This is a genomic window from Paenibacillus sp. TSM33 (assembly GCF_056099025.1).
The window spans coordinates 1-17,009 of the sequence record NZ_JBLZXB010000021.1; the positions used below are offsets into that span (position 1 = coordinate 1).

The window sequence follows — 17,009 nt, forward strand, 5'->3', positions numbered from 1 at the left end:
CCGCTAGGTTAGTTAGAAGCAAGCTTCTAACTAACCCCGCTCGACTTGCATGTATTAGGCACGCCGCCAGCGTTCGTCCTGAGCCAGGATCAAACTCTCCATTAAAGACCAACCGAGGTTGGTTTATCGAAAGAGCGATTAGCTCATGTTGAAACTGACGAGATAAAATATCTCTTTGTTTGATTTTGCGAACAAAATCAGTTTACTCACTCGTTGTTCAGTTTTCAAAGATCAAACTTTCTTTGTATCTCACTTTGCTTCATCACCGCATCTCAGCGGCGACTTTTATAATATATCATCTCTCTTTGAATTTTGCAAGAGTTTTTTTAAAATTCTTTTTTCGAGCAAATCCTTCAAAAAGGAACGAAAATTAATTTAACATGAATATTGAATAGAGTCAACTCTTTTTTTGATATCAGAAAGTATATTTACTTCCTGATATCTCGTTCTGATATAGTTCTTCTTTCTCTTTTCATTGTTTGGTTTGCGGAACACGGCCTCTGCGTGCATATTTGGATAATTCCTTGGCGGGTGCAAAACGGGCATACATGCGGAAAACTGTTTTATATCGAAGTGCTATAGCATAACGGATATCCTGGTCCAATCGGGTATCACTCATGTCAAGCAGCATTTCATCTAGTTCCTTACGAAGAACGTAGTCAAGTTCCTTGCATTCTTTTTCGTTAAACAGCATTCCCAACATATGACCATACTCCCTTATCAGCAGATTATATAGTACTTATATTTGCTCAATTAATTGTTCCAAACTTTACCTGTTTTTAAACTCAACTGCTAAGGTTTCAAACTTACTCCAAGTAATCTTTAATGCTTTTCTTTACTGCTCTCCCCTTTGTTATGTTCAATTTTCGGGAAATATATAAATAAATGGCCATATTATTTTAATGCGACAGTAAACGATAAGTTATGCCGCTCTCAATCGCAGCTGCTATAAACAATAAAATGACAGACCATATTGACACGGTCAACGTTTGTTTCAAAAAAACCGCCCACGATGGGCCAGTATCTTTGCGTTTTAGTCCTATGCTTGTACCTAGGGTAGATATTATATTGAATCCAAACTTCAATCCGAAGGCACAGGCAATAATCAAAACAGGCAATTCAATCACACCATGAGGCAATAATCCTTTTACGACAATTTCATACATACTTCTTCCCATATCTGTCTGAAGGTGTACTACAAAACCTAAAACCATTCCGTTCACAATCAAAAATATAAACGGTACGATTCCAAAAAGAGCCCCGGTATATATAACCAGCACGCATTTGATTGCATTATTGAAAAAGATAAACACAAAAAAACTCCATTGTGGATGCTCAGAGTTCTGCAATCGTTGCGCCACTCCCCCCAGTCCCTCCATTTGTTGTGCCAACATAGACTGAATAACACCTGTACTTAACCATCCCACTACAATACTTGCACAGAAAAAAAGTACAGCGATCAAAATTAGCCGTCTTATCGTGCGTAAATCATGAAAAAATGCTCTTAGTCCCATTTGTTAGATTCCTCCTATTAGTCTAATGGAATAATTGACAACCCCTGGCATAGCTTTAAGTAAACAAGCACTTCTAGGATGAAAGGGGCATTAACCATGAATTCTTTTTTCTATGTATTGAACGGCAAAAAAATTAAACGATTCTTGATCGTAATGGCAGCGGCCGTCTTTACTGCCGGGGTCATTTATGTAGAAACCGATAATGTTACGGTTTTTTCCGAGGAAGCGCCAACTGCCATTTACAGTGTACCTACGGATAAAAAGCTGATCGCTCTCACCTTCGACATTAGCTGGGGGGATAAGCGTACTGCCCCCATTTTAAAAGTTCTCGAAGATAAAAAAGTGACCAAGTCCACCTTTTTTCTTTCTGCCCCTTGGAGCAAAACACACCCAGAACTCGTGAATCAAATTAAAGAAAGCGGATTTGAAATTGGTAGTCATGGTCATAAACACGAAAATTATAGCAGCTTAAGCGATGAAGAGATTCGTAAGCAAATTTCAACGGCTCATACCACATTAACCGAGCTGACTGGACAATCCCCCAAATTAATACGTATGCCTAATGGTGACTTTGACAAAAGGGTACTTCAAGTTGCCAGCACTTTAGGCTACAAAACCATTCAATGGGATACCGACTCCCTAGACTGGAAAAACCCTGGTACGCAGGTCATAATCGACCGTGTTGTAAATAAAGCACATCCCGGTGATATCGTCCTTCTTCATGCCAGTGATTCTTGTAAACAAACTCATGAAGCGTTGCCCATTATTATCGACAAGTTGCGGGCACAAGGCTATGAATTTGTGACTGTATCCGAACTGCTTCAACAGGGTACAGTAAAAGGTAAAGAGGTTCGCGATCAAGCTTTGGGTCTTTAAGGAGTTATTTTACATCGTTCTCAGCTAAAAACCAAAAGCAACTCGACATATTTCTCCCTAATCATCCGCATACTATCCACATTCATGATAAAGGAGGAATACGGCGCTATGAATTGGACTCGTTTGCGATTTGTTAGCATGGTATGCATACTGGGCGTTGCACTGAGCGGCTGCGGCTCGGATCAGGGTTCTGCACCTCCCCAGAACAGTTATAAAGAGATGAAAACGATGGTTGTCGATATCCTGAAAAGTGATGATGGAAAAAAAGCCGTAGAAGAAGCTTTAACAGGGGAAAAAGAAGGACAATCCGGTCAAAGTGGTGAAGGAGGTGGATCTGGGGGCAGCATGGGAATGAAAATGCTTATGCCCACGCAATCCGCTGAACAGATGAAAATCGCAGTAAAGGATACTTTGATCTCACCTGAATATAAAAAAGAAATCGAAAAAATTATGACTGATCCGCGTTTTGCTGGAGAATTTGCCAAAGCCATCAACAGTCAAAGCAAACAGCTTCATATGCAGCTTATAAAAGACCCTTCTTACCAAAAATCAATTGAAGCGATGCTAAAATCGCCAGAACTAACCAAGATGTATATGGACTTAACTAAAACCCCAGAATATCGCAAACAATCTATGACAGTCATGCATGATGCTATGCAGAATCCAATTTTTCGGCTTGAGGTCATGAATTTACTCAAAACTGTTGTACAAGAAGAACTTCAACCTAAGGTTGAGAAAAAAGGCGGAGAGCAAGGTGGCTCTGGGGATCAAAAGCAAGAAGGCGGTGGGGGTGAAGGAGAACAAGGCGGAGGTGAAGGAGGTCAAGGAGGAGGTCAATAAAAAAAAGGCTGGTTCAACAACCAGCCTTTTTTATTATTCAGATTCCGAGTGCATCCTCGTAATTTGGGCAGCTATATCATTATAAATAGCTCCTGTCGCAGACTCCGATTTATATACGGATGGAGAAAAATCGGCTTCTGACGGATGATTATCTGGGATACCCAGCGGAATTTGTGCCAAAAGTTTCGTATGAAGTATATCTGCTAACATAGCCCCGCCTCCCCGTCCAAAAACATAATCTTTTTCTCCAGTAGAGGATACATAATAGGACATGTTCTCTACGACCCCTATGACCCTATGATCCGTTTGAAGGGCCATTGCCCCTGCACGTGCAGCTACAAAAGCTGCCGTCGCATGCGGAGTAGTGACAATGATTTCTTCACTCTGCGGGATCATTTGATGTACGTCAAGCGCTACGTCACCAGTCCCTGGTGGTAAATCGAGTATCATATAGTCTAGCTTGCCCCATTCGACATCACTAAAAAACTGTCTAAGCATCCTCCCCAGCATGGGACCTCTCCAAATAACAGGATTGTTTTCTCTCACAAAGAAGCCCATGGACATGATTTTGATACCAAATCGCTCCACTGGCTGAATGATACCATCTTCGACAGAAGGTACGTCCTCTACCCCAATCATATCCGGCACACTGAATCCATAGATATCAGCATCAATTAAACCCACTCGCTTACCCTGTCTGGCTAGAGCTGCCGCCAAATTCACAGCTACTGTCGACTTTCCGACACCACCTTTTCCGCTTGCAATGGCAATAAATCGTACGCCAGATGCTGGGTTAAGCAGCTCATGTTCTTCCATACCGACAGCATGTCCTTTGGTCAATACCGGATCAGCTACCTCCTCAGTATCCTCCCCATTTAGAATAGCTGACTTTTCAGACTCAGATGCTTCACGAATTCGAATATGGACGTGACTTAATCCCGCCTTTTCTAACGTCTGCCGGATTTCACGATCCAATTCCGTCCGCGTCTCTTCCTGGCTATCCAGGGTAATAGCAGTCAATGATACTCGATCCTCTTTAACAACCACATCCCGAATAAAATGCAGGTCAACCAAACGGCGTCCCGTTTGAGGCTCTTGCACTTGCTGAAGTAGCTCTATAACTTGCTCTCTCGATTGCATGAATAATCAGCACCTCTGCTTTATTGATTTACGTAGTGGTAAACACTTACAGTATACCACTATCTGACTTCAGGTGCTGATGAGGTTCCCTTTTCCCCGGCACTGTAACGCAAAATCCCTTTATATATAGATGCAGCCACTTGTCTCTGATAGTTCTCGTCACTGAGTCGTCTGGCTTCTTCTGGATGGGACAAAAATCCGACTTCTACAAGAGCTGCCGGCATTTTGAGTGCCTTTAATAAATAGACGGTGTTTACGGTCTTAGCTACTCTATCCGTATTTTCCAGGTTGCGCTTGATTTCTTCCTGAATTAAGGATGCCAAATTCTCGTTATCTGCATGATTAGGTACGAAAAAGGTCTGGGCTCCACTCCAACGGCTCGACGGGATACTGTTCATATGAATACTTAAAAAGAGGTCCGCTTTCTGCTCCTCAATCATACGTACCCGTTGCTTTAAATCCTCCGTTTTTCTTCTGGAATAGCCTTTTGTTTCTTGCTGCGCCAGATCGCGGTCATCCTCGCGTGTCATGACGACAACAGCTCCTGCTTGCTGCAAATAATCCCGCAAATAAAAAGCGATCGCCAAGTTAATATCCTTTTCAATGACTCCCTCTTTGCTAACTGCTCCTCCATCAGGTCCTCCGTGTCCGGCATCTATAGCAATTACCTTACCAGTAAGCGGTAGACTCCAATGAATCCATGCTCTCGAAGCAGGTATCTCATACAGTGTCAGCATGATAAATAGAACAGCGAGACAACAGCCTAACAGCATTTTTTGCAGCGTCCGATAGCGAATCCACAGTGTGACCTCTTTTTTACGATTGTTTTTTTGCATAACAAAACGCCTCCGTCCTATACAGATACTAATAATCTATATGGGACGAGGCGTGTAGTTAGTACAACTCAGGCATGAACATATTCTTTCATACCTTCAATCAGCACTTGAGCGACTTCCGGGCGTGTAAATTCCGGTGGCGGACAAACCCCGGAGCGTAACAATTCCCTCACTTTGGTGCCAGAGAGCGTCAAATGATGCTCCTTGGGATGTGGGCATGTTTTACTTGAGGCCATATTTCCACATTGGGTGCAGTAAAAGCTGTGTTCAAAAAACAACGGGGTAATCCCCAGCTCTTCAGGTGTAAAGTGCTTGAAAATTTCCTGCGCTTCATAGGTACCGTAATAGTCCCCTACACCCGCATGATCTCTTCCGACAATAAAATGAGTGCAGCCGAAGTTCTTCCGCACAATAGCATGGAAAATGGCCTCTCTAGGACCAGCGTATCGCATGGCAGCAGGAAAGACCCCCAGAAAGGCTCGATCAGCCGGATAATAGTTGTCCAGCAACACTAGATAGCTCTTCATACGCACATCTGCTGGAACGTCATCTGACTTGGTCTCTCCAACAAGTGGATTTAGAAATAAAGCATCCACAATTTCCATCGCGCTTTTTTGGATGTACTCATGTGCCCGATGTACCGGATTTCTTGTTTGAAAACCGACTACTGTCTTCCAGCCCTTTTCAGCAAAATGGCTACGTGTCTGTGCTGGTGTGTAATAAAATTCGCTAAATTGAGTAGGTTTGGGTCGATTCAGCACTTGCACCGTTCCACCTACATAGGTAGCAGGTCGATCTAACAATTTATTTACGCCAGGATGGGCCGGGTCAGCCGTCTTGAATACACATCTGGCTTCCTCTGCCTGGTCAACCTGATAAATACTCTCAATATCAAGTACAGCATAGATGATACCATCTGTTTCCCCCACCAAAGCCACCTGCTGACCTAGTTTCAGTTCACTGGCTATGGTTTCTACTACTGCAAGAGTAATGGGAATACTCCAGACTGTACCATCAGCAAGACGCATATCCGTTACCACTGAACGATAATCTGACTCATTCATAAATCCCGTCAATGGAGAAAAGGCACCTACTCCAATTAAATCCAGATCAGAAATCGTCCATGAGTTTACAGGGATAGGAAACAATTCACCTGCAGCCTGCAACAGTGCTTCTTGCTGCGGTCCAGTTATATTTCTATCAACGAGCGTTCCGCCATGCGGAAGAATTGCAGTCATGATGCACTTCCTTTCTCTTCATAAATAAGTCTCAGAGCTACCTACATACCATTTTTTATTGGTGGAGCCCACACTCCGTTTTCTCATTGCCTGACCAACGGCCAGCACGTGGATCTTCACCTGGCAGGACTTCACGTGTGCATTGCTCACAGCCAATACTGGGAAAATTACGGTCATGCAATGGATTATACAATACATCATGAGTGCGAATATAGTTCCATACATCCTCGGAAGTCCAGCTTGCCAAGGGGTTAAATTTAACGAGACCAAACTTTTCATCATACTCTACCTTTTTTGCATTCGCACGCGTAGGAGCCTGATCGCGACGGATACCGGTAATCCATGCATCGTATTGAGACAGAATGCGTGTCAGCGGCTCAACCTTGCGTATACCACAGCATGCATTAGGATTTGATTTCCACAGCTCCTCTCCATGCTCCGCAGCTTGCTCTTCTGGAGTGATTAAGGGAGAGACTCTAACAAAATCCAAATTGTATCTAGCTTTCATCTGATCACGCGTATCATAAGTTTCTTGAAAATGAAAGTCGGTATCCAAGTAAAAAATATCGGTAGAAGGGCTAATTCTTTGTAGCATATCTACTAGTACTACATCTTCTGCTCCGAAGCTACAAGCAAAGGTGAGGTTGGGAAATGTATGAACAGCATATTGGATAATTTCTTCAGGCGTGGCCTCTTCCAGTTCACTTGCCTTGACTCTAATCAACGCTTCTTTCTCCAATAAATTCATTATCAATGCGCCTCCATATGAAGATTCATAAATAAGTGATACCTCAATGCCGACTAAACTAATAAGATTAAGTACAGTATAAAACTTTCATATTCATTGTCAATCCAAGCAACATCGTCATACTGTAAACATTTATCCTCTCGCATGATACATGAACGTTGTTCTGTCAGCATTCTTTAATGCTCTCATGCAAATCCAATCAAGTTTATTGGCTTTATATAAAATATTCTTATACCATACGATCGTAATCTGAATAGGTTTGGTAATTATGATCAGGTAAACATATCCGAAGAAAAAGCGTCCTTGCTTAGAGCCAAGATTATCCTTGGATTTGATCGAGGAAATATAATTAAGGTTCGGTTGTCATATTTATATTTGCATCCAAAGATGAAGCATACGTGGCCGTGATCAGCTCAAGGTAAGCCAGCTCTGACTACAAGGTTTACATCCGAAGAATCCCACTACCGAATTGAGAACTTTGATGCTAATCGCGCTTCTATTAGGGATATTAAAAAAGAGAAGGCCCCCATACAGATCGCCATTAAGCCTCAGCCCACTCCTGTAGCGCTCACAGAGGCCCTCCCTGAGAAATTAATGAATTCGGACACAGCTAAGACCTTAACATAACTGGAGCCCTATCTTAGCCCATTCTCAATGGTTAAAAAACTCATCATCATCGCTGCAAATACGGACGCCGGGAAGAAGGGCAGTAGTAAACTAGAGATTGCTCTGCAAAAATTCCCTGATCTTTTTAATTAGTCACAGGTTGTGAACATTACAGGATTAACTGTGTTGAAATAGCAAACTTTATTTGTGTATCACTATACCGACTTTACTTACATCGTGGATAACTTACATATTCCGGACAGTATATGCGCTAATTTATGTATTTTTAGGGCAGATGAAACCATGAAATTCTAGCATAGATCATTTATCCACATGTGGTTATGAGTAACAAATGATCTAAATAAAAAGAACCTTTTCCATAAGGAAAAGGTTCTTCTGTATTCGAAATATTAACGTTTCGAGAACTGTGGTGCACGACGAGCAGCTTTGAGACCGTATTTTTTACGTTCTTTCATACGTGGGTCACGAGTCAAGAAGCCTGCTTTTTTCAAAGCTGGACGGAATTCTGGGTCTGCTTTCAACAGAGCACGGGAAATACCGTGGCGGATTGCGCCTGCTTGACCAGAGATACCACCACCATGAGCGATAACGAGCACGTCATAGCTACCAAGTGTCTCTGTCAGATTCAATGGTTGTTTTACGATCAGTTTGAGAGTTTCCAAACCGAAATATTCATTAATATCACGCTTATTGATGACAATGCGTCCTTCACCCGGTACGAGACGAACACGAGCTACCGAATGTTTACGACGACCTGTCCCATAGTATTGTACTTGTGCCATGAAACTGTCCTCCCTTTTAATTATCCGCGAAGTTCGTAAACTTCAGGTTTTTGTGCTGCATGTGGATGCTCTGTACCTCTGTAAGCTTTAAGTCTCAGCTTCATTTTGTCGCCTTGACGAGTTTTAGGAAGCATACCGTGAACAGCCAATTCCAACATACGTTCAGGTTTGTTCTTAACCATATCTTGTGCAACTGTTACTTTCAGACCACCTGGGTGCAGGGAGTGACGATAGTATTTTTTGTTCTCCATTTTTTTACCGGTCAATACGATTTTCTCCGCATTGATTACAACAACAAAATCACCTGTGTCCACATGTGGTGTAAACTGTGGCTTGTGTTTGCCGCGAATCAACGCAGCCGCTTCGCTTGCCAGACGGCCGAGCGTTTTGCCTTCGGCATCAATGATGTGCCAATTGCGCTCAACTTCATTTGGCTTCGCCATATACGTAGTACGCATGAAAAGTATCCTCCTTAAGTTCGTTAACAGAAATCATCATTTATCTTCGTTCGTTAAGTTGCTGCATTATCGATGGATTAGATGTTGCTATAAAGTGATTATCTTAATTGGGGCTGTGGGAAAGCCATTAAGAAAACACAACTTTTATATTACAGGATAACCATCAATTCTGCAAGGAAAAAATCAATGTTTTTTGATGTTTTCTTCGTACTCTACATTCCAGAGCGTTAAAGCGTGTCCAACGGCTGTAGGGCCAGCCTTTGAACGGTTTTTTGCTTCCAAAATGGAAGGAATATCATCCGGCGATTTTTTGCCTTCTCCCACTTCCAGCAAAGTCCCCATTATAATCCGAACCATGTGCTGCAAAAATCCGCTACCTGTAATATAAGTATGAATAATTCCCTGATCGTCCGACCCTGGACGTGAAAAGGAATGGTCTACCGTTATATAGGCTTCGTAAATAGTGCGAACATGATTCGTCTTTTGGGAACGTCGAGATGCGAACGAAGTATAGTCAAAGGTGCCCACTAAATGAGCCAACCCCTTTTCCATCGCTCTTACATCCAGACTCGTTGGATGATGGGCCTGTGTACGACGGTGAAAGATGTCTGGAAACCGGTTCGCATTAATACTGTACCGATACGTCTTCCGCTTCGCCATGCGGCGTGCATGAAAGGACAGTGGCACCTCTCTCGCATCCGTAACGATGATATCACGAGGCAGCCAGGCATTAAGTGCCAGACACCAGCGATGTATCGGAATCGGCGATTCAGTATGAAAATTGAATACCTGCCCGTATGCATGCACACCTGCATCTGTACGTCCTGAGCCCGTAATTTTAAGACGTTCGCCCGTCAATGAGTATATAGCATTTTCAAGACAGTCCTGAATGGTGTTGCCACTAGGCTGCGTCTGAAAGCCATCATAGTGGGTTCCATCATAGTTCACCTTCATGCACAAGTTCCGCATGCTTCTCACACCTTTGCAGGGGTATTCTCTGGTCTTACAGGAAATAACCGAACATAACAAAGGAGAAGCCCCTCAAGGACTCCTCCAAGAGAAAAAAAGGGTTGTTCAGAATCAAGCCGATTCTGTCCACCCTTCCCTCATCTTCGCCTGTTTACGCGCGGTCAACCAATTCCAGATATACCATTGGAGCGGCGTCGCCACGACGAGGTCCCAGTTTCAAGATACGAGTGTATCCACCTGGACGCTCATTGTAACGTGTAGCCAATTCGCTAAACAGCTTTTGGATTGCATCCTGCTCACCATCCAAAGTTTCACGGCGAACGAACGCAGCCACTTGACGACGTGCGTGCAGATCTCCTTTTTTCGCTTTGGTGATCAGTTTTTCAGCAATAGAACGAACTTCTTTCGCTTTAGCCTCAGTAGTTTGGATACGCTCATACAAGAACAGATCGGTTACCAAATCACGAAACAAAGCTTTACGGGCACTGGAATTACGGCCCAATTTTTGGTATGCCATGTAGTTTCCCCTCCTTCACAAAAACGTTGCTGTGCTATTCTTCCGTACGAAGTCCTAAACCAAGTTCCTCGAGCTTCTCTTGTACTTCTTCCAAAGATTTGCGACCCAAGTTACGGACCTTCATCATATCTTCTTCAGATTTAGTCGTGAGTTCTTGTACCGTATTGATACCAGCGCGCTTAAGGCAGTTATAGGAACGGACGGAGAGATCCAGCTCTTCGATCGTCATTTCAAGAACTTTTTCTTTCTTGTCTTCTTCTTTTTCGACCATAATTTCTGCATCTTTTGCTTCATCCGTGAGACCCACGAATAGCATCACATGCTCGGTCAAAATTTTGGCTCCAAGGCTCACAGCTTCTTCAGGACGAATAGTTCCGTCTGTCCAAACCTCAAGTGTCAGCTTGTCATAATTCGTAACCTGGCCGACACGCGTATTTTCTACGCCGTAGTTCACGCGTGCAATCGGAGTGTAGATGGAGTCGACGGGAATGACGCCGATCGGCTGGTCATCACGTTTATTCCGATCCTGCTTAACGTAACCGCGACCGCGATTGGCAAAAATACGCATGTGAAGTCTCGAACCCGGTCCGAGCGTTGCAATGTGAAGATCCGGATTAAGAATTTCCACATCACTATCCGCACGGATATCACCTGCCGTTACAACTCCTTCGCCTTCCGCATCGATTTCGAGTACTTTCTCTTCATCTGAGTGGATTTTAAGCGATAAAGCTTTCAAGTTCAGAATGATCTCCGTTACGTCTTCCTTCACACCGGGAACCGTTGCAAACTCGTGCAGAACCCCATCGATCTGAACCGATGTGACTGCTGCCCCCGGTAACGAGGATAACAGAATACGGCGAAGCGAGTTCCCCAGCGTCGTACCGTATCCGCGTTCCAGCGGTTCTACTACGAATTTTCCATAGGTGCCATCATCATTGACGTCAACCGTCTCAATTTTCGGCTTTTCGATTTCTATCACTGCAATATCCCTCCTTCAAAACGTCGCTCCTATATGAAACATTCACCTTATCCATAGTCTATCATGCAGTATACCTAAACATCCATTCTTGGCAGTTTGTGCCGGATCTATACTACACGCAGAGGAGAAATCTCATTAGACGCGACGACGTTTTGGAGGACGGCATCCGTTATGAGGTACCGGAGTTACGTCTTTGATCAGGTTAACTTCCAGACCAGCAGCTTGCAAAGAGCGGATTGCTGCTTCGCGACCTGCACCAGGTCCTTTAACCATGACTTCGACTGTCTTCATGCCGTGTTCCATAGCAGCTTTAGCAGCAGTTTCTGCGGCCATTTGCGCTGCGAATGGAGTAGATTTACGGGAACCACGGAATCCCATGCCGCCTGAGCTGGCCCAAGAGATTGCGTTACCGTGTGGATCTGTGATCGTAACGATCGTGTTGTTGAACGTGGAACGGATGTGTGCCACGCCACTCTCGATATTTTTACGGTCACGGCGTTTTGTGCGTACAACTTTTTTCGGTTTAGCCATTGAATGTTATCCTCCCTTCTTATTTCTTCTTGTTCGCTACAGTCCGACGAGGACCTTTACGGGTACGAGCATTAGTTTTAGTACGTTGTCCGCGAACAGGCAATCCACGACGGTGACGAACACCACGGTAGCAGCCAATCTCAGTCAGACGTTTAATATTCAAGGAAATTTCACGACGCAGATCGCCTTCTACTTTAACTTCTTTGTCGATCGTTTCACGTAATTTGCTCACTTCATCTTCAGTCAAATCACGAACACGCGTGTTTGCACTGATGCCTGTTTCCTTCAAAATTTTCTGAGAAGTCGTCTTACCGATTCCGAAAATGTAAGTCAAGGCGATCTCAACGCGTTTGTCACGTGGCAAATCCACACCAGCTATACGAGCCATTTTACGCTACACCCCCTTCTATTAACCTTGTTTTTGTTTGTGTTTCGGATTTTCGCAAATAACCATTACATTCCCTTTGCGGCGAATGACTTTGCATTTCTCGCAAATAGGTTTTACAGAAGGTCTTACCTTCATGTTGATTACCTCCTCCAAGCTTTACCCTGGTAAAACTCGCTTCGTGAACATTCACATCGTTTTGCCGAGCAAAACAAGTTTTTTTAAATGACGTACGTTTAATAAAAACCTGCATGAATTACTTGCGGTACGTTATACGGCCTTTAGTTAAATCGTAAGGCGATAACTGTACAACCACCTTGTCGCCTGTCAAAATACGGATAAAGTGCATCCGCAGCTTTCCGGAAACATGAGCAAGAATTTGATGACCGTTCTCCAGCTCTACCTTGAACGTAGCGTTCGGCAGTGGCTCGATTACCGTACCTTCAACCTCAATGACATCTTCTTTGGCCAAAGTCAGTCTCCTTTCTCTTCAGCTTGGTATTCGGACGAGTCCAGGAAAGTTTTCACTGCATGCCGCAGTTTTCCGTTCGTCACCCGACCGCTTTCGTTTAAACTATTTACAATCTCGCTACTAATCTTTGGCTGAGGTACCAAATGAAGAACATTTTTCTTCTTCGCTTGATCAAACTTTCGTTTATCCCCATCCGCAATATACACAAACCTGCTATCTGCTATTGAAACGACAACCGCAATCTGTCCGGCACCTCTGCCCTTCAGAATCTTCACCAGCTGACCGATTTGCAGGTTTCCTTGCTGATTCATTCCAATCACCTACGCACTCAGTTTCGTGAAAATGTCCATGCCGTCCGCTTCGCCCGTCACCACTTGCTCAAAATGAGTACAAGAGATTACGTTCATCGTAACGACCGTCCAGTTGTCTTCCAGCGTCCCTACAAGGCGAGCACCTATTGGAATCATTGATTCAATAGCCAGCACAATGCCGGTTTTCAGCCTCGGCCCCTGCTCAGGAATACCACGGTTTGGATTCTCAATATATTGCCGAATGGCATGCGACATTGTAAACTGACGAGTTTTTGTAATGACATCGCCTTTGTTTAACTTGCGTTTGCCGGGAAATCCGTGCACCAGTTGTTCGTTGACTGAAGCGCAAATGCTAGCAGGAAAACCGTTATAACCTTTAAAAGACGGCACAGCTCCCTGACTGCGAATATACCGATCAGCTAAATGATCAAGTTCACCGGTCGTAATACCGGGCTCGATGTGTCCTGCTAAGAAATGACTCGTTGCCGAATTCATTTTCCTAGCTTTCCTCATAAAGCTTGATTCCGTCCCCGACTTGCAAATGATCATTACAGCTAACCCCGCAACAAGGACACGATATTTTGGGAAACCACATCAATATCCTGTTCTCCGTCAATATGACGCAGAAGATTCTGGTTCTCATAAAACGTGAGGAGTGGTGCTGTTTTATTACTATATTCGTCAAGTCGTGTTCTTACGCTATCTTCGTTATCGTCAGGACGCTGATAGAGTTCACCACCGTCTTTATCGCAAATGCCTTCAACCTTAGGAGGATTAAAGACAATATGATAGCTAGCTCCGCAGCTTTTACAAACTCGCCGTCCTGTGATTCGTGCCAACAAGTTGTCACGATCCACTTTCAGGTTGATGACATCATCCAGCTTCGTGTTCAAGCGACCCAGAATTTGGTCCAAGGCTTCAGCTTGAGCTAAAGTTCTTGGAAAACCGTCTAGCAAGAAACCTTTCTTGCAATCCGGCTGCTGTAGTCGTTCTTCAACGATACCGATTGTTACATCATCCGGAACAAGTTCACCCTTGTCAATATACTCTTTGGCTTTAATGCCAATAGGTGTTCCCTGTTTCATCGCTAGGCGAAACGCATCACCTGTCGAGATATGAGGAATGCCGAACTCCTTCACAATGACATCTGCTTGTGTACCTTTACCAGCCCCCGGAGGGCCCATGATCAAAATATTCACAATCTGTCACTCCTCAAGACGACCCCTACACAAGAAACAGCACAAAAGGTGCCGGTAAGCATGCGAACATCCTAAGCCGGTACCTATTGCCTATTTGTTGATGAAGCCTTTGTAATGGCGTTTGATCAGTTGGCTTTCGATTTGCTTCATCGTATCCAATGCTACACCAATTATGATGAGCAATGAAGTACCGCCAATTTGCACGGAACGAGGCAAGCCCGAAAGCGAACCGAAGAATACCGGCAAAACGGATATGACTGCCAGAAACAAAGCTCCTGTCATTGTCAAACGTGACATTACTCGTGTCAAGTATTTCTCCGTGGCTTTACCTGGGCGAATGCCCGGAATATAGCCGCCGTTTTTCTTCATATTGTCGGCCATTTGCTGCGGATTCATCTGTACAAAGGTATAGAAGAATGTGAAACCGATAATCATTACGACATACAAAACCATGCCCAGTGGCTTGTCATAATACAAGTAAGTGGTAATCCACTTAGCCCAAGCATGATCTGCCCAGAAACTCGCAATAATTGTCGGGAATTGCAGCAATGATACCGCAAAGATTACCGGAATAACGCCTGCCGCATTAATTTTCATCGGAATATGCGTATTCTGGCCACCGTACATTTTGTTGCCAACTACACGTTTCGCGTATTGTACTGGAATCTTCCGAATACCTTGCTGGATGTAGATAACACCAACAATAATCAGAACAACCACCAAGGCAATGATAATTGCCTTCAGAATATTCATAAACAGCTGATCTGCTTGAATAAACTGAGATTCTACAATCGTCCGAATATGTCTTGGAATACCTGCCGCGATCCCTGCGAAGATTACAATAGAAATACCATTGCCGATTCCCTTTTCGGTAATTTGCTCACCAAGCCACATAAGGAATGTAGTTCCTGCTGTAAGCACAATGGCAATAACCAGATAATCTGCAAAAGTAGCACCTGGAATCATCGCTGCACCGTACAGTCGATTGAAACCAATCGACGTTCCGAATGCTTGGATTAAGCCCAGTATTACAGTACCATACCGTGTAATTTGAGCCAATTTCTTTTTACCATGCTCTCCTTGTTTAGCCCATTCCGCAAGTTTCGGAATCACGTCCATTGACAGCAACTGTACAATGATGGACGCTGTAATATATGGCATAATCCCGAGGGCGAAGATCGAAAACTGATACAATGCGCCCCCTGAGAAGGTGTTAAGGAGTCCAAACAACTCGCTTCCTGCCTGATCCTGAGAAGTAAAGACTTGCTTATTCACACCGGGAACCGGCACGAAGGAGCCAATACGATATACAAATAGTATAAACAGGGTAAACAGGATTCGGGTTCTAAGATCCTCAACCCGCCATATATTTTTCAGGGTCTTGAACATTAGATCACCTCGGTTTTACCGCCGGCAGCTTCAATTTTCTCTACCGCAGATTGAGAGAACTTGTTCGCTTTAACTGTCAATTTCACAGTGATTTCACCGTTACCCAGAATTTTAATTCCGGATTTCGCGTTCTTCACAATACCATTGTTCAGCAAAAACTCAGGGCTTACTTCTGTACCCGCTGCAAAACTGTTCAAATCTTCGATATTCAAAACCGCATACTCTTTACGAGTAGGGTTTACGAAACCGCGTTTAGGCAAGCGACGATACAGTGGGTTTTGACCACCCTCGAAGCCCGGACGTACACCACCGCCGGAACGAGCGTTTTGACCCTTATGACCACGACCAGAAGTTTTACCCGTACCGCTACTAGGACCACGACCCAAACGTTTACGTTCTTTGCGGGAGCCTGGAGCTGGGGAAAGCTCATGTAACTTCATCGTTCGTTGCACCTCCTTGATTATTGTTAAAATACTTTATTTCTTAAGCCTCAATTTCTTTAACAGAAACCAAATGGCTAACTTGATTAATCATCCCGCGAATTGCTGCATTGTCGGGTTGAACTACTTTATGGTTGATTTTACGCAAGCCGAGCGTTTTAACAGTCGTTCTCTGAGTACCAGGACGGCCGATCAACGAACGAACGAGGGTAATTTCTAATTTCGCCATGATATTCCCTCCTTAGCCCAGCAGCTCTTCGATGGATTTGCCGCGCAATTTAGCAACATCTTCAGCGCGTTTCAAGCGGGACAAACCTTCCAAAGTCGCATTGACCATATTCATGGAATTCGAAGAACCCAAAGATTTTGTCAAGATATCACCTACACCAGCAAGTTCCAGTACAGCACGAACTGGACCACCAGCGATAACCCCAGTACCTTCCGATGCCGGTTTCAACAGAACCCGGCCAGCACCGAACTTACCTGTAACAAGGTGAGGAATTGTTGTGCCTACGAGTGGAACGTGAACCAGGTTTTTCTTAGCATCTTCAATACCTTTGCGAATCGCATCAGGTACTTCGCCCGCTTTACCGATTCCAGCGCCTACCCAGCCGTTGCCGTCGCCCACTACTACCAGAGCACTGAAGCTAAAACGGCGTCCGCCTTTGACAACTTTAGCTACACGATTAATATTTACTACTCTTTCAGTCAGTTCCAAAGTATTCGGATCTACACGCAAGTCGTTAACCTCCTTTTGA

General features: G+C 44.1%; 24 protein-coding genes and 1 rRNA gene. 2 read left to right on the top strand and 23 right to left on the bottom strand.

Going from position 1 to position 17,009, the window contains the following annotated elements:
* From ACN6NF_RS21995 to ACN6NF_RS22005, 3 genes are all read right to left on the bottom strand, one after another.
* Positions 1 to 105, bottom strand: a 16S ribosomal RNA gene (locus tag ACN6NF_RS21995); the annotation flags it as partial.
* Positions 106 to 472: 367 nt separating this feature from the next.
* Complete coding sequence (locus ACN6NF_RS22000) at positions 473 to 703, bottom strand: hypothetical protein (RefSeq protein ID WP_013312131.1); 231 nt, start codon at positions 701 to 703, stop codon at positions 473 to 475.
* Between the two features lie 196 nt (positions 704 to 899).
* Complete coding sequence (locus ACN6NF_RS22005) at positions 900 to 1,514, bottom strand: stage II sporulation protein M (protein WP_474319582.1); 615 nt, start codon at positions 1,512 to 1,514, stop codon at positions 900 to 902.
* A gap of 96 nt (positions 1,515 to 1,610) precedes the next feature.
* Between ACN6NF_RS22005 and pdaB the strand changes: the two genes are divergently transcribed.
* Both pdaB and gerD read left to right on the top strand, forming a co-directional pair.
* Positions 1,611 to 2,390, top strand: coding sequence for a polysaccharide deacetylase family sporulation protein PdaB (gene pdaB, locus ACN6NF_RS22010; RefSeq protein WP_474319583.1), 780 nt, complete (start codon positions 1,611 to 1,613; stop codon positions 2,388 to 2,390).
* Between the two features lie 108 nt (positions 2,391 to 2,498).
* Complete coding sequence (gene gerD / locus ACN6NF_RS22015) at positions 2,499 to 3,230, top strand: spore germination lipoprotein GerD (protein WP_474319584.1); 732 nt, start codon at positions 2,499 to 2,501, stop codon at positions 3,228 to 3,230.
* A gap of 33 nt (positions 3,231 to 3,263) precedes the next feature.
* Here gerD and ACN6NF_RS22020 read toward each other — a convergent pair whose 3' ends face one another.
* The 20 genes from ACN6NF_RS22020 to rpsE all read right to left on the bottom strand — a co-directional run bounded on the left by ACN6NF_RS22020 (position 3,264) and on the right by rpsE (position 16,990).
* Positions 3,264 to 4,370 (bottom strand): Mrp/NBP35 family ATP-binding protein, encoded by a 1,107-nt coding sequence (locus ACN6NF_RS22020; RefSeq protein ID WP_474319585.1) that lies wholly within the window; start codon positions 4,368 to 4,370, stop codon positions 3,264 to 3,266.
* A gap of 59 nt (positions 4,371 to 4,429) precedes the next feature.
* Complete coding sequence (gene cwlD / locus ACN6NF_RS22025) at positions 4,430 to 5,206, bottom strand: N-acetylmuramoyl-L-alanine amidase CwlD (protein ID WP_457906016.1); 777 nt, start codon at positions 5,204 to 5,206, stop codon at positions 4,430 to 4,432.
* Positions 5,207 to 5,274: 68 nt separating this feature from the next.
* The gene (gene sat / locus ACN6NF_RS22030; protein ID WP_474319586.1) at positions 5,275 to 6,444 is read right to left on the bottom strand and encodes a sulfate adenylyltransferase; all 1,170 of its coding nucleotides are present in this window, start codon (positions 6,442 to 6,444) and stop codon (positions 5,275 to 5,277) included.
* A gap of 55 nt (positions 6,445 to 6,499) precedes the next feature.
* A complete protein-coding gene (locus ACN6NF_RS22035) occupies positions 6,500 to 7,192 on the bottom strand; it encodes a phosphoadenylyl-sulfate reductase (RefSeq protein WP_019688711.1) in 693 nt (230 codons plus the stop codon).
* A gap of 1,016 nt (positions 7,193 to 8,208) precedes the next feature.
* Entirely contained in the window at positions 8,209 to 8,601 is a 393-nt protein-coding gene (gene rpsI, locus ACN6NF_RS22040; protein WP_013373250.1) for a 30S ribosomal protein S9, read from the bottom strand.
* Between the two features lie 20 nt (positions 8,602 to 8,621).
* Positions 8,622 to 9,059 carry a 50S ribosomal protein L13 gene (gene rplM, locus ACN6NF_RS22045; RefSeq protein ID WP_013373251.1) on the bottom strand — a complete coding sequence of 146 codons (438 nt, stop codon included), beginning with the start codon at positions 9,057 to 9,059 and terminating at the stop codon, positions 8,622 to 8,624.
* Between the two features lie 183 nt (positions 9,060 to 9,242).
* Complete coding sequence (gene truA, locus ACN6NF_RS22050; protein ID WP_025365929.1) at positions 9,243 to 10,028, bottom strand: tRNA pseudouridine(38-40) synthase TruA; 786 nt, start codon at positions 10,026 to 10,028, stop codon at positions 9,243 to 9,245.
* A gap of 151 nt (positions 10,029 to 10,179) precedes the next feature.
* Positions 10,180 to 10,545, bottom strand: coding sequence for a 50S ribosomal protein L17 (gene rplQ, locus ACN6NF_RS22055; protein WP_013373253.1), 366 nt, complete (start codon positions 10,543 to 10,545; stop codon positions 10,180 to 10,182).
* A gap of 34 nt (positions 10,546 to 10,579) precedes the next feature.
* Positions 10,580 to 11,524 (bottom strand): DNA-directed RNA polymerase subunit alpha, encoded by a 945-nt coding sequence (locus ACN6NF_RS22060; RefSeq protein ID WP_013373254.1) that lies wholly within the window; start codon positions 11,522 to 11,524, stop codon positions 10,580 to 10,582.
* Positions 11,525 to 11,659: 135 nt separating this feature from the next.
* Positions 11,660 to 12,055 (bottom strand): 30S ribosomal protein S11, encoded by a 396-nt coding sequence (rpsK, locus tag ACN6NF_RS22065; protein ID WP_007432559.1) that lies wholly within the window; start codon positions 12,053 to 12,055, stop codon positions 11,660 to 11,662.
* A 19-nt stretch (positions 12,056 to 12,074) separates the two neighbouring features.
* Positions 12,075 to 12,443: a 30S ribosomal protein S13 gene (gene rpsM / locus ACN6NF_RS22070; RefSeq protein WP_007432560.1), complete on the bottom strand. Its 369-nt coding sequence runs from the start codon at positions 12,441 to 12,443 to the stop codon at positions 12,075 to 12,077.
* 21 nt (positions 12,444 to 12,464) lie between these two features.
* Positions 12,465 to 12,578 carry a 50S ribosomal protein L36 gene (rpmJ, locus tag ACN6NF_RS22075; RefSeq protein WP_003333770.1) on the bottom strand — a complete coding sequence of 38 codons (114 nt, stop codon included), beginning with the start codon at positions 12,576 to 12,578 and terminating at the stop codon, positions 12,465 to 12,467.
* Between the two features lie 118 nt (positions 12,579 to 12,696).
* Positions 12,697 to 12,912: a translation initiation factor IF-1 gene (gene infA / locus ACN6NF_RS22080; protein ID WP_006212898.1), complete on the bottom strand. Its 216-nt coding sequence runs from the start codon at positions 12,910 to 12,912 to the stop codon at positions 12,697 to 12,699.
* Positions 12,913 to 12,914: 2 nt separating this feature from the next.
* Entirely contained in the window at positions 12,915 to 13,223 is a 309-nt protein-coding gene (locus ACN6NF_RS22085; protein ID WP_013373256.1) for a KOW domain-containing RNA-binding protein, read from the bottom strand.
* A 9-nt stretch (positions 13,224 to 13,232) separates the two neighbouring features.
* Complete coding sequence (locus ACN6NF_RS22090; protein WP_474319587.1) at positions 13,233 to 13,772, bottom strand: M24 family metallopeptidase; 540 nt, start codon at positions 13,770 to 13,772, stop codon at positions 13,233 to 13,235.
* 5 nt (positions 13,773 to 13,777) lie between these two features.
* Positions 13,778 to 14,422 (bottom strand): adenylate kinase, encoded by a 645-nt coding sequence (locus tag ACN6NF_RS22095; protein ID WP_013373258.1) that lies wholly within the window; start codon positions 14,420 to 14,422, stop codon positions 13,778 to 13,780.
* Positions 14,423 to 14,512: 90 nt separating this feature from the next.
* A complete protein-coding gene (secY, locus tag ACN6NF_RS22100) occupies positions 14,513 to 15,811 on the bottom strand; it encodes a preprotein translocase subunit SecY (RefSeq protein WP_013373259.1) in 1,299 nt (432 codons plus the stop codon).
* Complete coding sequence (rplO, locus tag ACN6NF_RS22105) at positions 15,811 to 16,251, bottom strand: 50S ribosomal protein L15 (protein ID WP_013312149.1); 441 nt, start codon at positions 16,249 to 16,251, stop codon at positions 15,811 to 15,813. Before rplO ends, secY begins: the two co-directional genes overlap by 1 nt.
* A 43-nt stretch (positions 16,252 to 16,294) precedes the next feature.
* On the bottom strand, positions 16,295 to 16,480 hold the full coding sequence (gene rpmD, locus ACN6NF_RS22110; protein ID WP_013373260.1) for a 50S ribosomal protein L30: 186 nt from the start codon (positions 16,478 to 16,480) through the stop codon (positions 16,295 to 16,297).
* Between the two features lie 12 nt (positions 16,481 to 16,492).
* Positions 16,493 to 16,990, bottom strand: coding sequence for a 30S ribosomal protein S5 (gene rpsE, locus ACN6NF_RS22115; protein WP_013373261.1), 498 nt, complete (start codon positions 16,988 to 16,990; stop codon positions 16,493 to 16,495).
* Positions 16,991 to 17,009 lie beyond the last annotated feature (19 nt).